This is a genomic window from Pseudomonas sp. B329, assembly GCF_023127835.1.
Lineage (GTDB): Bacteria > Pseudomonadota > Gammaproteobacteria > Pseudomonadales > Pseudomonadaceae > Aquipseudomonas > Aquipseudomonas synxantha_A.
In genome coordinates this window covers 291109-306761 of record NZ_SPKP01000003.1, presented here as the reverse complement: position 1 = coordinate 306761, position 15653 = coordinate 291109, and the positions used below count along the sequence as shown (strand labels likewise).

Sequence of the window (15653 nt, the reverse complement as noted above, 5' to 3'; positions counted from 1 at the left end):
ATTTAAACCTTAATATCAAAATTGGCAAGAGCCGTGATAATTCGCGCGCAAGCGTTACCATCACCATAAGGATTATGAGCAAAACTCATTTCCTGATAGGCGTTTTTATCCAAGAGAAGTTCACGTAGATGATGAGTTATTTCCTCTCTGTTGGTGCCAACCAACCTGACCGTGCCCGCTTCAACTGCCTCGGGGCGCTCAGTCGTATCACGCATGACCAAGACAGGCTTACCCAAGGAAGGCGCTTCCTCTTGCACGCCACCAGAATCCGTCAAAATCAAGTACGAACGATTCATAAGATATACGAACGGAAGGTAATCTAACGGTTCTACAAGGTGAACATTATCGATACCAGCCAATAAACGATTGACAGGCTCACGAACGTTTGGATTCAGATGAACCGGATACACGATTTCAACATCATCAAATTCATGCGCAATCGAAGCGAGCGAACTGCATATCCTTTCGAACCCATCACCAAAACTTTCACGGCGATGGCCAGTAACAAGAATGATGCGACGCTGGTCGCGCAAAAATGAAAACTGCTCTGAAAATTTCTGTTTAAGCTGATCATCGGATTCCAGCCTCTGCACGACCTCAAGTAGTGCATCAATAACGGTATTGCCCGTCACGTACACAGAACTAGATGCTATCCCTTCACGAAGGAGATTCTGCTGAGATCTTTCGGTCGGAGCAAAATGGAGGCATGCCAGGGCTCCTGTCAACTTTCGGTTGGCTTCTTCTGGCCAAGGGGAATAAAGATTACCTGTCCGCAGACCGGCCTCAATATGACCCACAGGAATTTGCTTATAGTAAGCTGCCAAAGTAGTTGCAAATGTGGTTGCAGTATCACCATGTACCAGTACAATATCAGGCTTATAACTATGAAATACTTCTTTCATCCCTTGAAGAATACAAGTAGTCACATCAGTAAGATCCTGACCACTCTTCATAATAGCGAGATCAAAATCAGGTTCGAGCTTAAACAATTCTAACACTTGATCCAGCATTTCACGGTGCTGCCCCGTGACGCAGATTTTAGCGTCAAATCGCTCATCTGCGCGCAACGCCAGAGCTAAGGGAGCCATTTTTATAGCTTCCGGTCGCGTACCGAAAACACTCAAAATCTTCAAAGTCATTACCGATGATTCCATATCATAATTTAGTCAGAGAATAAGCTCGAAACTGGCGATCTGAGCATGTTCCTGCCAAACCTACCGGTTATACTGTTCAGGCCATGGCCGTTTCTGCCTGGCAGCATAACATTAACAAGCGTACTGACGACATAACGTCTCTCTTCGGGCAAGCCCATTTCGCACCCCCTCGCAATTCCAGCCATCGGAAACTGGTCGCCGCCTTTACCCTGACAGCCCAAACAAACCTGCGCTCCCCCAGTTATACCGATCGCCGCAAGGGCTTTCTGTGAGCAACCAAGCCTCTCGACAACACCATAACGACCTTGGTTACCCCCCCATGAGATCATTCGCCGATTAGCGATAGTGCCCTCTACCTGGGGCCCAAACCTACGTAGAGAACACATCACCCAGAGCCCCAGCCAACGCCTCTCAGGCCGACGTTGCCAGCTAGCCAGCTAGCCAGCGCTCCCTAACACATAAAAAAGTGAGGCTAAACACCTCACGAATAGCGGATCATTTCGCCAGTAAACTATTACCGCTCTGTGAACGCCGACCGGATAAACCCCCTTCTGAACGAGAGTCAGAACTAGCAATAGACATAGAGTCAACCTTTCCGTTATGCGCGATAATATTGCCTCCCTGTATTGCCTGCCTGGAGAGCGCAATACATATCGCAAGCACCCCGCCCAGGAGCAAGCCGAGCAGAAGCACCAGCGGCCGATTAGGGCTCGCTGGCGCCAACGGCTCAAGTGCCTGCTGATCGACACTCACCAACTTCAGCTTGGTCATGTCAATATTTAGACTGCTTAGTCGAGACATCTCAGCTCGTAGCGGCTGAACCCCAGCAAGAAAAATTTCTTCATTTTTCCGAGCTTTCAGCACCTCAACTTCTCGATTGGATGCCAATAGCTGAATTTCTTTGGCAATCTCAGCGATACGCGGCTCAGTAAATTCATCCGAAACCCGACTTCTTAACTGAGCGTGCTCTGCCTTTAGCGCATCCACCCCCATAAAATATAGCGGCGTTTGCTGGTTATTGATCTCTGTTCGCATCACGCTGCCAGCTACAGCACTTCCCGACTCACCCAATGAAGAGGGTGTAGTAGGTTTTTGGATGCCTAAGGATTTGGCTATACCAATTGCCTCATTTAACTGAGCTATTCGATCATTACGAAGCGTTTTCAACTGGGCACGAAGCGCCCTTAACTCATCCTGAAGCTGCGCAAGCCTCAATGAGTCAGCCTCCTGCAACGATGCTATTTTGGCAGTTTTTTCAATATCATAACCCGAGCGAGCGGCTTCAAGCTTCCCCTTCAACTCGCTAAGACGGTTGTTGACAATCACCTCCAAGTCGGCAGCAACTTTTTTACGCTCACTGGCGATGGCATAATCGACAAAGCTATTGAGAATAGCGACCCCATCAACGCCTTTGGGATAGGTCATTTCAAGTTTCACATAAGAGCTCAGCAAATTCTTCTTTTCAGGCTCTGGAAGAATCAACCGGATGGAGTTTCGGTTGAAATCTTCAAAACTTTGCTCAAGCGTTTGACCCGGACGCACAAATTTCTCGAACAACTTGGGGTTGGCCCTAAAGAAAGCCAATCGGGCATCGTAAGAATCCAAAGCCGCGCCGACCCTGAGAAGAGCTTCGGAGGGTGGCAACTTATAAATCTCCGAGCGATTGAGCGCATCCAATTCATTGATGGCAGCCGGCCGCAGCACAGAACTGACCTTATATTGAGGAGTTGCGAGGAAAGCATAAGAAGCTGCTATTAGTACGCAGCTTAAGGTCACCAGAGCCAGCAGCTTTTTTTGCTGCCAAACAGATTGAAACATCGCGACAAGGTCAATCCCGTCGGATATAGGTGCTGGGGGAATGCGGAGGCTACTACTCACAACAAAAACCTGCCTTCAAAGAGAAACTGCGGGCTCGTTATGCAGACAAAATTGCGTTTTTTTATTCTAATTGGTTGGCCGCCAAAACCCAGCGTCTCTGCCAAATTTTGAGCGCACAAAATGCCTGTTATCGAGAACAGATTCCATTCTGCCATCTCTTTGGCATATTACAAGTCTTGACATGTATGTCAGGCGATTCTGATTTTTCTAGGAGAACTGTCGCAACCAACAGGGCTAGGTAGGTAGGCAGTTCAAAGCGCGCGACATGGTATGGTTTCTGACAAACGGTCGCCAATGCCACCCATCCCATACCCCCCCCCTAAAACTAAACCCTAAGCCACCCCCTTCCCCCGACGCCTACGCACAACCACCCCCAACACCGGCCCAATCACCATCCCCACAATCAAAGCCACCACCACAAACACCGCCACCGGCATCTGCGCAGTACTCCAACCCAGGAACGACAGCGCCACACCCTGCTGGTTCTCCAGCACAAATGCCAAGACCACCAACGCCGCAAGCACTGCAATCAATACCGCAACAACGCGCTTAACCCCACGCATACCCTTCTCCTTCCCCAAAAACACTCAGACGCCTTCTTCCTCTTCTTCGTTCACCCGGTCACGCAATTCCTTGCCCGGTTTGAAGTGGGGTACGAATTTGCCATCGAGGCTGACGGATTGGCCGGTTTTTGGGTTGCGGCCTACGCGCGGTGCGCGGTAGTGCAGTGAGAAACTGCCGAAGCCACGGATTTCGATGCGGTCTCCGGTGGCGAGGCATTGGGACATTTGCTCAAGCATGGTCTTGATAGCCAGCTCCACATCCTTGGATGAGAGCAGCCCTTGATGGGTGACAATTCGTTCGATCAACTCCGACTTCGTCATATTTTTCCCTTCTTTTTCAAGCAGCTAGGAAAAGCGCTTCGAAGGTTTTAGCATGACTTGATGAATTTGAACAGCCCATGTGTAAACTTATCTGCCGACCGCATAAACGCCTTCAGCCACCCTACCGTTACTCATTTACAGATCACCAACATCGTCCGCGTAACTGCGCCAGCCGGGTTCCAGCCGAACAGGTAGTCACCCTCTTCATCCTCTGCATCACTGGAGCGAGTGATGACTTTGTAGCCCTGCATCTTGCACTCACGGGCAGCACGCTTCTCGCACCTCTCCCATTTATTACCCAAGCCGGAACAGTCGATCTCGATGCCACTGACACCTCGCTTGGCGTGCGTCTTGGCGCTGGTGGAGGAGCAGCCGGCAAGCACTGCCAATGCAAGTATTACGATAATCCTGTTCATTCAAACCCTTATTGAGTCAGCAACGCGAAATAGCCGTTTCAAAGACTATAGTCAGTTCTGACATTGGGCTGAACGCCTTCGTTCGATGCAGTTGCTTCATCAAATTTCAGGCGCAAAAAAGGGCGACCGAAGTCGCCCTTTTTCAACAGCTTTACAGAACTTAGTTCTGCTTGGCCATTGCCTGGCGCAGCAGTGCCGCCATGGTGGTGTCAGCAGCAGCTTCCGGAGCAGCTTCTTTCAAGCTCTGGATAGCTTCTTTCTCTTCCACTTCGTCTTTCGACTTGATGGAGAGTTGGATCACGCGGCTCTTGCGATCAACGCTGATGATCTTGGCTTCTACTTCCTGGCCTTCTTTCAGAACGTTGCGCGCGTCTTCAACGCGGTCACGGCTGATTTCGGAGGCTTTCAGAGTCGCTTCGATATCGTCGGCCAGAGTGATGATGGCGCCTTTAGCGTCAACTTCTTTCACAGTGCCTTTAACGATGGCGCCTTTGTCGTTCTCTTGAACGTACTCGGAGAACGGATCGCTTTCCAGTTGTTTGATACCCAGGGAGATGCGCTCGCGCTCTGGGTCAACCGACAGGATAACGGTGTCCAGCTCGTCGCCCTTCTTGAAACGACGAACAGCTTCTTCGCCAACTTCGTTCCAGGAGATGTCGGACAGGTGAACCAGGCCGTCGATGCCGCCGTCCAGACCAATGAAGATACCGAAATCGGTGATCGACTTGATGGTGCCGGAGATTTTATCGCCCTTGTTGAACTGGCCAGAGAAATCTTCCCATGGGTTAGATTTGCACTGCTTGATGCCCAGGGAGATACGACGACGCTCTTCGTCGATGTCCAGAACCATGACTTCCACTTCGTCGCCGACTTGTACGACTTTCGAAGGGTGGATGTTCTTGTTGGTCCAGTCCATCTCGGAAACGTGTACCAGGCCTTCCACGCCTTCTTCCAGCTCTGCGAAGCAGCCGTAGTCGGTCAGGTTGGTAACACGCGCGGTTACGCGAGTGCTTTCTGGGTAACGAGCCTTGATAGCAACCCATGGATCTTCGCCCAGCTGCTTCAAGCCCAGGGAAACGCGGTTACGCTCACGATCGTATTTCAGAACCTTGACATCGATCTCGTCGCCAACGTTGACGATTTCGGAAGGATGCTTGATACGCTTCCAAGCCATGTCGGTAATGTGCAGCAGGCCATCGACGCCACCCAGATCGACGAATGCGCCATAATCGGTGAGGTTCTTGACGATACCTTTGACTTGTTGGCCTTCCTGCAGGGATTCCAGCAGAGCTTCACGCTCGGCGGAGTTCTCTGCTTCCAGCACGCTGCGACGGGAAACGACAACGTTGTTGCGCTTCTGGTCGAGCTTGATGACTTTGAATTCGAGTTCTTTGCCTTCCAGATGCGTGGTGTCGCGCACAGGACGAACGTCGACCAAAGAACCTGGCAGGAACGCACGGATGCCGTTAACGTCGACAGTGAAGCCGCCTTTAACCTTACCGTTGATAACGCCCTTGACCACTTCTTCAGCTGCGAAGGCTGCTTCGAGAACAATCCAGCATTCAGCGCGCTTGGCTTTTTCACGGGACAGCTTGGTTTCACCGAAACCGTCTTCAACCGAGTCCAGAGCAACGTGAACTTCGTCACCGACATTGATAGTCAGGTCACCAGCATCGTTGTAGAACTGTTCCAGCGGGATCAGAGCTTCAGACTTCAGACCAGCGTGAACGGTTACCCAGCGAGCTTGGTAATCGATATCAACGATAACACCGGTGATGATGGAGCCTGCCTGAAGGTTCAGGGTTTTTAGGCTTTCTTCAAAGAGTTCCGCAAAGCTTTCGCTCATTTTAATTCCTGTTGATAAGGGCGAAGAATACGCCCATCTCCACACCCCAGACGGTGTGGGTCAGTTTCAGTTAAAAGAAGCCACCGCAGGACTATGACTGGTCCCCTGCGGCCTTCTTGATCACCCGGCGATATCGCGAATGGCGATTTCACTCATGATGCGTTCCAGCACCTGCTCGATGGACAACTCCGTGGAATCCAGCTGTATGGCGTCAGCCGCCGGCTTGAGCGGGGCTACCGCACGCTGGGTATCACGCTCATCGCGTGCACGGATCTCATCTAGCAGACTCGACAGACTAACACCATCGACTTTGCCCTTCAACTGCAAGTAGCGGCGGCGCGCTCGTTCCTCGGCACTGGCCGTGAGGAATATCTTCAACGGCGCCTCGGGAAACACCACCGTGCCCATGTCACGGCCGTCGGCCACCAGGCCCGGCGGCTCCTGGAACGCACGCTGGCGCTGCAGCAAAGCCTCACGAACCGCCGGCAAAGCAGCCACTTGGGAGGCGCCGGCACCGATGCTCTCGGTACGAATCACATCACTGACTTCGTCGCCTTCCAGAATGATGCGCTGCAGTTGACCGTCGGTCGCCGCGATGAACTGCACGTCCAGATGGGCGGCAATTTTCGTCAGTAACTCTTCGTTGGTCAGGTCGACGCCATGGTTGCGCGCAGCGAATGCCAGCAGGCGGTACAGCGCGCCGGAATCGAGCAGGCACCAGCCCAGGCGCTTGGCCAGGATGCCGGCGATGGTGCCTTTGCCCGAGCCGCTTGGCCCGTCGATGGTAATCACCGGTGCTTTGATATTCACAATTGAGCCTCTTGGGCAACACGAATGCCGACGTGGGCACACAGTGTAAGAAAGTTCGGAAAAGACGTAGCAACATTGGCGCAGTCACGAATACGAATCGGCGCCGCTGCCTGCAGGGAGGCCACGCTGAACGCCATGGCAATGCGGTGATCGCCATGGGCATGCACTTCGCCACCGCCTATCGGGCCACCGTCAATGATAATCCCATCAGGCGTGGGTTGGCACTTCACACCCAGGGCCAGCAGACCGTCGGCCATAACCTGGATACGGTCCGATTCCTTGAGCCGCAGCTCCTCGGCACCGCGTAATACGGTGCGCCCCTCGGCGCAGGCAGCGACGACAAACAATACGGGAAACTCATCGATCGCCAACGGCACCAACGCCACTGGAATCTCGATACCCTTCAAGACAGCTGCCCGGACACGCAAGTCCGCAACAGGCTCGCCACCTACCTCACGCGGATTTTCAAGGCTGATATCAGCCCCCATCAGCCGCAGGATATCGATCACGCCGGTGCGGGTAGGATTGACGCCGACATGCTCAAGCAGCAACTCCGAACCCTGGGCAATCGAGGCCGCCACCAGAAAAAACGCCGCAGACGAAATATCCCCAGGCACTTCAATGTGGGCAGCCGTCAACCGATGACCCGACTCCACCGACGCCGTCGCGCCCTCCACCGCCACCGGATAACCAAAGCCACGCAACATGCGCTCGGTATGATCGCGGGTCGGCGCAGGCTCGGTGACTGCGGTTTTACCTTGTGCATACAGGCCCGCCAGCAACAGGCAGGATTTAACCTGCGCACTGGCCATCGGCAACGCGTAAGTCAGGCCCTTGAGCGTCTGCCCACCACGAATGGTCAGCGGCGGACGCCCTTCAGGACCGGTCTCGATCACCGCGCCCATTTCCCGCAGCGGCTTGGCCACGCGACTCATCGGGCGCCTGGACAGCGATGCATCACCGGTCAGGACGCTATCGAAGCTTTGCGCCGCAAGCAGACCCGCCAACAGGCGCATCGATGTACCGGAGTTACCCAGGTAGATCGGTCCTGGCGCTGCCTTCAAGCCGTGCAGGCCAACCCCATGAATAGTCACTCGCCCATGGTGCGGGCCCTCGATCACCACGCCCATGTCGCGAAACGCCTGCAAGGTCGCCAGGGCATCTTCGCCTTCAAGGAAACCGTCGACCTCCGTTACGCCGTCAGCCAATGAACCCAGCATGATCGATCGATGGGAGATCGACTTGTCACCTGGCACCCGAATGCATCCGCTCAAGCGGCCACCCGGATTGGCGATAAAAGTCAGCTCATCGGCGTTCACTGCAGTTTCCATATAGGCCCGGCGCGCCAGGATCTTGCTGAAATGCTCTCGCGCCATCCGCGCCCGGGTGAACACACCCAGTAACTGATGGCCATCACCCGCATCCACCGCATCGCGCAAGGCGTCGAGGTCACTGCGGAACGTGTCCAGGGTGCGCAACACCGCTTCGCGATTGGCGAGAAAGATGTCATGCCACATCACCGGGTCACTGCCGGCAATCCGCGTGAAATCGCGAAAACCACCGGCGGCGTAACGGAAAATCTCGAGGTTTTCGTTGCGCTTGGCCAACGAATCCACCAAGCCGAATGCAAGCAGATGGGGAAGATGGCTGGTCGCGGCCAACACTTCATCGTGGCGCTCGACCTGCATATGCTCCACATCCGCGCCCAGCTCGCGCCAGAGCCGATCCACCACGGCCAACGCCGCCGGATCAGTCTGCGCCAGCGGCGTCAGGATCACCTTATGCCGACGGAACAACTGCGCATTGGACGCTTCCACCCCGCTCTGCTCGGAACCGGCAATCGGATGGCCCGGCACAAAGCGCGGCGGCATAGCACCAAACGCCAATTGTGCCGCGCGCACCACATTGCCTTTGGCGCTGCCGACGTCCGTGAGGATCGCCTGCCCCAAGTCCATGCCAGCCAATACGGCGAGCAATTTCTCCATGGCCAGGATCGGCACCGCAAGCTGGATCACGTCCGCGCCCTGGCAAGCGATTGCCAGGTCCGCTTCACAGCGATCCACGACACCCAACTCCACCGCCAGCTTGCGCGATTGCGGGTCAAGGTCCACGCCGACTACTTCGCCACACAGCCCGCTGTCCCGCAGGCCCTTGGCGAACGAACCACCGATCAACCCCAGGCCGACCACCACCAGGCGACCGATCATAGGCACAGCAGGTTGCAATGCAGTGACATCAACCACGGGCCAGAACCTTGGCCAACGCCTCCAGGAAGCGGCTGTTCTCGGCCGGCAAACCAATGGTGATACGCAGGTGGTTCGGCATACCGTAGTTGGCCACCGGACGCACGATCACGCCTTCGCGCAACAAGCCCTGAAATACCGGTGCAGCCTCTTGGCCGAGGTCGACGCAGATGAAGTTGCCCTTGGACGGAATCCAGCCCAGGCCCAACTCGCGAAAGCCGTCCTGCAACTGCAACATGCCGCTTTCGTTAAGGCGGCGCCCTTCTTCCAGGTATTGGGCATCCTTCACCGCCGCACACGCAGCCGCCAGGGCCAGGCTGTTGACGTTGAACGGTTGGCGTACGCGGTTCAGCACATCGGCCACTACCGCTGTGGACAGGCCGTAGCCAACCCGCAACGACGCCAGGCCATAAGCCTTGGAGAAGGTGCGCGACACCAGCAGGTTCGGGTAGGCCGCGAGGAAATCCAGGCCATCGGGCAGGTCGCCGCCTTCGGCGTACTCGATGTAGGCTTCGTCCAGCACAACCAGCACATGCTCCGGCACGTTCTGCAGGAACTCGTTCAGGGCCTGCGCATCGAACCAGGTGCCGGTCGGGTTGTTCGGGTTAGCGATAAACACCACGCGGGTTTGCGCATCGATCGCTGCCAGCATCGCCGGCAGGTCGTGGCCCCAGTTCTTGGCAGGAATGACGCGCGCATCAGCCCCTACGGCCTGGGTCACGATCGGGTAGACCGCGAATGCATGCTCACTGAACACCGCATTCAAACCGGGCGCCAGGTAGGCACGCCCGACCAGTTCAAGAATGTCGTTGGAGCCATTGCCCAGGGTCACCTGATTGAGCTCGACCCGGCATTTTTCTGCCAGCAGGGACTTGAGGGCAAAGCCATTGCCGTCGGGATAACGGGTCAGCTCGGCAAGCTCCTCCCGAATCGCCGCCAATACTTTGGGGCTCGGACCCAGCGGGTTTTCGTTACTCGCCAGCTTGACGATCCTGGACGGGTCCAGATTCAACTCACGGGCCAGTTCGTCCACAGGCTTGCCTGGAACGTAAGGCGAGAGTTGTTGCACGCCCGGCTGAGCCAGGGCGAGGAAGTTGCCACTCATGTCAAAGCCTCACAAAACCGCTTTCGGGTAGGAGCCCAGCACTTTGAGTGCCACGGCTTCCTGACTGATCTTCTCCAGCACGCCCTTGACCAGCGGGTCGCGGTGGTGGCCGATGAAGTCGATAAAGAACACGTAGGTCCATTTACCGCTGCGCGAAGGACGAGTCTCGATGCGCGTCAGGTCAATCCCGTTGTCGTGGAATGGCACCAGCAGCTCATGCAACGCGCCGGGCTTGTTGCTCATGGAAACGATGATCGAAGTCTTGTCGTCGCCGGTTGGCGGCACTTCCTGGCTGCCGATCATCAAGAAGCGCGTGGAGTTGTCCGGGCGGTCCTCGATTTTCTCGGCCAAGCGTGTCAGCCCGTAGAGGCCCGCAGCCATATCGCCGGCAATCGCCGCCGAGTTCCACTCACCCTTGACCCGCTTGGCCGCTTCGGCGTTGCTGGACACCGCCACGCGCTCGACATTCGGGTAATGGGCGTCCAGCCACTTGCGGCACTGGGCCAGGGACTGAGCGTGAGAGTAGATACGGCTGATGCTGTCGGTCTTGGTGTTCTCGCCCACCAGCAGGTGGTGGTGAATACGCAACTCGACTTCGCCACAGATCACCATGTCGTGCTCGAGGAAGCTGTCCAGCGTGTGGTTGACCGCGCCTTCAGTGGAGTTTTCCACCGGCACCACGCCAAAATTCACCGCGCCGGCCGCCACTTCGCGGAACACTTCGTCGATGGCCGCCATCGGCTTGCTGATCACCGCGTGGCCGAAGTGCTTCATGGCCGCCGCCTGGGTGAAAGTGCCTTCGGGGCCCAGGTAGGCCACTTTCAGCGGCTGCTCAAGGGCAAGGCACGAAGACATGATTTCACGGAACAACCGCGCCATCTCCTCATTGCCCAGCGGCCCCTTGTTGCGCTCCATCACGCGCTTTAGCACCTGGGCTTCGCGCTCAGGCCGGTAGAACACCGGCACTTCGCCTTCCGCCAGGGACGCCATTTTCACCCGAGCCACTTCCTGGGCGCAGCGCGCGCGCTCACTGATCAGCTCCAGAACTTTCTCGTCCAGGCTGTCAATGCGTACGCGCAGGGCTTTGAGTTCTTGCTCAGACATTAGCCGTGTTCCTTTTCGAACTCTGCCATGTAGGCAACCAGCGCGTTGATGGCGTGGATGTCGACAGCGTTATAAATGGAGGCGCGCATACCACCGACCGAGCGGTGGCCCTTGAGGTTCAGCAAGCCACGCTCGTCGGCGCCGGCCAGGAACGGCTTGTCCAGACGATCATCGGCCAGGCGGAACGGCACGTTCATCCACGAGCGGTCGGTAAGGTTGATCGGGTTGCTGTACAGGCCGCTGGCATCGATGAAGTCGTACAGGGTGCGCTTCTTCTCTTCGTTGCGCTTGCCCATCGCAGCCACACCGCCCTGCTCCTTGAGCCATTCGAAGACCAGGCCGGACAGGTACCAGGCAAACGCCGGCGGGGTGTTGTACATCGAGCCGTTATCGGCCGCGACCTTGTAGTTGAGCATGGTCGGGCACAGCGAACGGGCGCGGCCGAGCAGGTCTTCGCGGATGATATTGACCAGGATGCCGCTCGGGCCGATGTTCTTTTGCGCACCGGCGTAGATCATGCCATACCGGGACACGTCGATCGGGCGCGAGAGGATGTCCGAGGACATGTCGCACACCAGCGGAACGTCACCGACTTCAGGCACCCAATCAAATTCCAGGCCACCGATGGTTTCGTTCGCGACGTAGTGAACGTAGGCCGCGTCCTTCGTCAGCTTCCACTCGTTCTGACCTGGAATGGCGAAGTAGTCGTAGGGCTTGGCGGTACCGGCCACATTGACGTGACCGTAGCGCGAGGCCTCTTCAATGGCTTTCTGACCCCAGATACCGGTGTCGATATAGTCGGCAGTGCCCTCTTCGGGCAACAGGTTCAGTGGGATCTGAGCGAACTGCTGGCTCGCGCCGCCTTGCAGGAACAACACTTTGTAGTCGGAGGGGATGTCCAGCAAGTCGCGCAAGTCCTGCTCGGCCTTGGTGGCGATGGACACGAACTCATCGCTGCGATGGCTCATTTCCATCACGGAGAGGCCTTTTCCATGCCAGTCGAGGAGTTCACCCTGCGCACGCTGCAGGACTGCTTCAGGAAGCGCCGCGGGACCGGCACAGAAGTTATAGGCTCTCTTGCTCACATCCAATCTCACTCTGATCTGGTGGGGCTGCAATCATGTTCGGCAACACCCTTTTTCTGAAGCCAACCCATGTGGGAGCTGGCTTGCCTGCGATACAGGCACCTCGGTAGTTCCAGTGATACCGCGGTGATGCTATCGCAGGCAAGCCAGCTCCCACATGGACCGCGTCCAGGCAAAGGACGTGTATTTTTCAAAGGGGACAAACAACAAGGGGGCGAATCTTCATCCGCCCCCTGTGTGTCCGCTTATTCCTGCGGTTCTTCTTCGTCTGCGGCAGCATCGAGGGTTGGCTCGTCGACGTTGTCATCGCCGGCTGCGATCACCTCGCCGTCGAACTCCTCGCCTTCCAGCTCTTCACCTTCAACTTCCGAAGGCTCCTGCACACGCTCCAGGCCGACCAGTTTTTCATCCTTGGCCAGCTTGATCAGGGTCACGCCCTGGGTATTACGGCCCAGGCTCGACACTTCAGCCACACGGGTACGCACCAGGGTGCCCTGGTCGGAAATCAGCATGATCTCCTCGCCATCAAGCACCTGTACCGCGCCAACCAGGCGGCCGTTGCGGTCGTTGCTGACCATGGCGATCACGCCCTGGCCGCCACGCTTGTACTCCGGGAACTCGCTGATGGCAGTGCGCTTGCCATAGCCACGCTCGGAAGCGGTGAGGATCTGGCTGCCTTCTTCCGGGATCAGCATCGAAATCAGCTTCTGCCCTTCCGGCAGGCGCATACCACGTACACCGCGGGCGGTACGGCCCATCGCGCGCACGTCGGATTCCTTGAAGCGCGTAACCTTGCCGCCATCGGAGAACAGCATGACTTCGCGCTCACCATCGGTAATGGCGGCGGAAATCAGTACGTCACCTTCATCCAGTTCCAGGGCGATCAGGCCCACGCTGCGTTGACGGCTGAAGGATTCCAGCGGGGTCTTCTTCACGGTGCCCTTGGCGGTAGCCATGAAGATGAAGTGACCTTCGGTGTATTCCTCGACCGGCAGCATGGTGGTGATGTATTCATCACTGTCCAGCGGCAGCAGGTTGACCAATGGGCGACCACGGGCAGCACGGGAAGCTTCCGGGATTTCGTAGGTTTTGAGCCAGTACACCTTGCCCTTGCTGGAGAACAGCAGCAGCGTGGTGTGGCTGTTGGCGACCAGCAGGTGAGCGATGTAGTCCTCATCCTTGACGCCGGTAGCCGACTTACCTTTACCGCCACGACGCTGGGCCTGATACGCAGCCAACGGCTGGGTCTTGGCATAGCCACCGTGGGAGATGGTCACGACGCGCTCTTCTTCCGGGATCATGTCACCCAGGGTCAGGTCCAGGCGCGCATCGAGGATTTCGGTGCGGCGCACGTCGCCGTACTCGGCGCGGATCACTTCCAGTTCTTCGCGGATCACTTCCATCAGGCGCACGGCGCTGCTGAGGATGCGGATCAACTCGCCGATCTGGTTGAGGATCTCCTGGTACTCGGCAAGCAGCTTCTCGTGCTCAAGACCGGTCAGGCGATGCAGGCGCAGTTCCAGGATGGCCTGGGCCTGCTCCGGCGACAGGAAGTACTTGCCTTCGCGCAGGCCGTATTGCGGGTCCAGGGTTTCCGGACGGCAAGAATCGGCGCCTGCGCGCTCAACCATGGCCACCACGGCACTGGATTCCCAAGGCGTGCTGATCAACGCTTCCTTGGCTTCCGACGGGGTTGGCGAGGCCTTGATCAGGGCGATCACCGGGTCGATGTTCGACAACGCAACGGCCTGGCCTTCCAGGATGTGGCCGCGCTCGCGAGCCTTGCGCAGTTCGAACACGGTACGGCGGGTGACCACTTCGCGACGGTGACGTACGAAGGCTTCCAGCAGGTCCTTGAGGTTCAGGATGCGTGGGCGGCCGTCGATCAGTGCAACCACGTTGATACCAAACACGCTTTGCAGCTGGGTCTGGGCGTAGAGGTTGTTGAGGATCACCTCAGGCACTTCGCCACGACGCAGTTCGATCACCACGCGCATACCGTCTTTGTCGGACTCGTCGCGCAGTTCGGTAATGCCTTCGAGCTTCTTCTCTTTAACCAGCTCGGCGATCTTCTCGATCAGACGCGCCTTGTTCAACTGGTACGGGAGTTCGGTGATGACGATCTGCTGGCGGCCACCGACCTTGTCGATGTCTTCGATCATCGAACGGGCACGCATGTAAATGCGCCCGCGACCGGTGCGGTAGGCTTCGATGATGCCGGCGCGACCGTTGATGATCGCGGCGGTCGGGAAGTCCGGGCCGGGGATGTACTGCATCAGCTCATCGACAGTCAGCTCGGGGTTGTCGATGAGGGCCAGGCAACCATCGATGACTTCACCGAGGTTGTGCGGCGGGATGTTGGTGGCCATGCCCACGGCGATACCGCTGGAGCCGTTGACCAGCAGGTTGGGGATCTTGGTGGGCATGACGGCCGGGATCATTTCGGTGCCGTCGTAGTTCGGCACCCAGTCCACGGTTTCTTTATGCAGGTCGGCCAGCAGCTCGTGCGCCAGCTTGGTCATGCGCACTTCGGTGTATCGCATGGCCGCGGCGTTGTCGCCGTCGACCGAACCGAAGTTGCCCTGGCCGTCTACCAGCAGGTAGCGCAGGGAAAACGGCTGGGCCATCCGAACGATGGTGTCGTACACCGCAGTGTCGCCGTGAGGGTGATACTTACCGATCACGTCACCGACAACACGGGCAGATTTCTTGTACGGCTTGTTCCAGTCGTTACCCAGCTCGCTCATCGCGAACAGCACACGCCGGTGCACGGGCTTCAAGCCATCGCGCGCATCAGGCAGTGCCCGACCGACAATTACGCTCATCGCGTAGTCGAGGTAGGACTGTTTCAGCTCGTCTTCGATATTGACCGGGAGGATTTCTTTGGCCAGTTCGCCCATGAGAAGCCTGATTCCTTTTTCGGGTGAAACCTCGTCACATCCATTCGGGACGAACGAAGCTCGCCGCTGCCGGCACGGTGCCTGACAACGACTTACGACAAATCAACGAGTTATGACACGGATCTGCGCGTTATGAGCAACCCCTCGGGGCAGCCCTGGAAACCGCCGGATGTTATCACAATCGCCGCCACGCACCTATCCCCCTGATGCGCATGGAGGCTAGTAATT

The 15653-nt window shown here is 57.0% G+C and carries 12 protein-coding genes; all 12 read right to left on the bottom strand.

What is annotated here, in order from left to right; genetic code table 11:
• Positions 1-2: 2 nt before the first annotated feature.
• The 12 genes from wecB to gyrA all read right to left on the bottom strand — a co-directional run bounded on the left by wecB (position 3) and on the right by gyrA (position 15425).
• Positions 3-1139 (bottom strand): UDP-N-acetylglucosamine 2-epimerase (non-hydrolyzing), encoded by a 1137-nt coding sequence (gene wecB / locus E4P00_RS02025; protein ID WP_248130571.1) that lies wholly within the window; start codon positions 1137-1139, stop codon positions 3-5.
• Between the two features lie 510 nt (positions 1140-1649).
• Complete coding sequence (locus E4P00_RS02020) at positions 1650-3032, bottom strand: Wzz/FepE/Etk N-terminal domain-containing protein (protein WP_248130570.1); 1383 nt, start codon at positions 3030-3032, stop codon at positions 1650-1652.
• A 332-nt stretch (positions 3033-3364) separates the two neighbouring features.
• Entirely contained in the window at positions 3365-3595 is a 231-nt protein-coding gene (locus E4P00_RS02015) for a lipopolysaccharide assembly protein LapA domain-containing protein (protein ID WP_248130569.1), read from the bottom strand.
• A 24-nt stretch (positions 3596-3619) separates the two neighbouring features.
• A complete protein-coding gene (gene ihfB / locus E4P00_RS02010) occupies positions 3620-3916 on the bottom strand; it encodes an integration host factor subunit beta (protein ID WP_003189779.1) in 297 nt (98 codons plus the stop codon).
• A gap of 131 nt (positions 3917-4047) precedes the next feature.
• The gene (locus E4P00_RS02005; RefSeq protein ID WP_248130568.1) at positions 4048-4332 is read right to left on the bottom strand and encodes a hypothetical protein; all 285 of its coding nucleotides are present in this window, start codon (positions 4330-4332) and stop codon (positions 4048-4050) included.
• A gap of 160 nt (positions 4333-4492) precedes the next feature.
• Positions 4493-6178 carry a 30S ribosomal protein S1 gene (gene rpsA, locus E4P00_RS02000; protein WP_005786304.1) on the bottom strand — a complete coding sequence of 562 codons (1686 nt, stop codon included), beginning with the start codon at positions 6176-6178 and terminating at the stop codon, positions 4493-4495.
• A gap of 120 nt (positions 6179-6298) precedes the next feature.
• Entirely contained in the window at positions 6299-6988 is a 690-nt protein-coding gene (gene cmk / locus E4P00_RS01995) for a (d)CMP kinase (protein WP_005786302.1), read from the bottom strand.
• Positions 6985-9195 (bottom strand): bifunctional prephenate dehydrogenase/3-phosphoshikimate 1-carboxyvinyltransferase, encoded by a 2211-nt coding sequence (locus E4P00_RS01990; RefSeq protein ID WP_248130593.1) that lies wholly within the window; start codon positions 9193-9195, stop codon positions 6985-6987. Before E4P00_RS01990 ends, cmk begins: the two co-directional genes overlap by 4 nt.
• Before the next feature lie 28 nt (positions 9196-9223).
• A complete protein-coding gene (hisC, locus tag E4P00_RS01985) occupies positions 9224-10336 on the bottom strand; it encodes a histidinol-phosphate transaminase (RefSeq protein ID WP_032877176.1) in 1113 nt (370 codons plus the stop codon).
• 9 nt (positions 10337-10345) lie between these two features.
• Positions 10346-11440, bottom strand: a complete 1095-nt coding sequence (gene pheA, locus E4P00_RS01980) for a prephenate dehydratase (protein ID WP_003172650.1) — start codon at positions 11438-11440, stop codon at positions 10346-10348.
• Positions 11440-12525, bottom strand: a complete 1086-nt coding sequence (gene serC, locus E4P00_RS01975; protein WP_032877177.1) for a 3-phosphoserine/phosphohydroxythreonine transaminase — start codon at positions 12523-12525, stop codon at positions 11440-11442. The genes pheA and serC overlap by 1 nt, the downstream gene beginning before the upstream one ends.
• A gap of 245 nt (positions 12526-12770) precedes the next feature.
• Complete coding sequence (gene gyrA, locus E4P00_RS01970; RefSeq protein ID WP_005786294.1) at positions 12771-15425, bottom strand: DNA gyrase subunit A; 2655 nt, start codon at positions 15423-15425, stop codon at positions 12771-12773.
• Positions 15426-15653 lie beyond the last annotated feature (228 nt).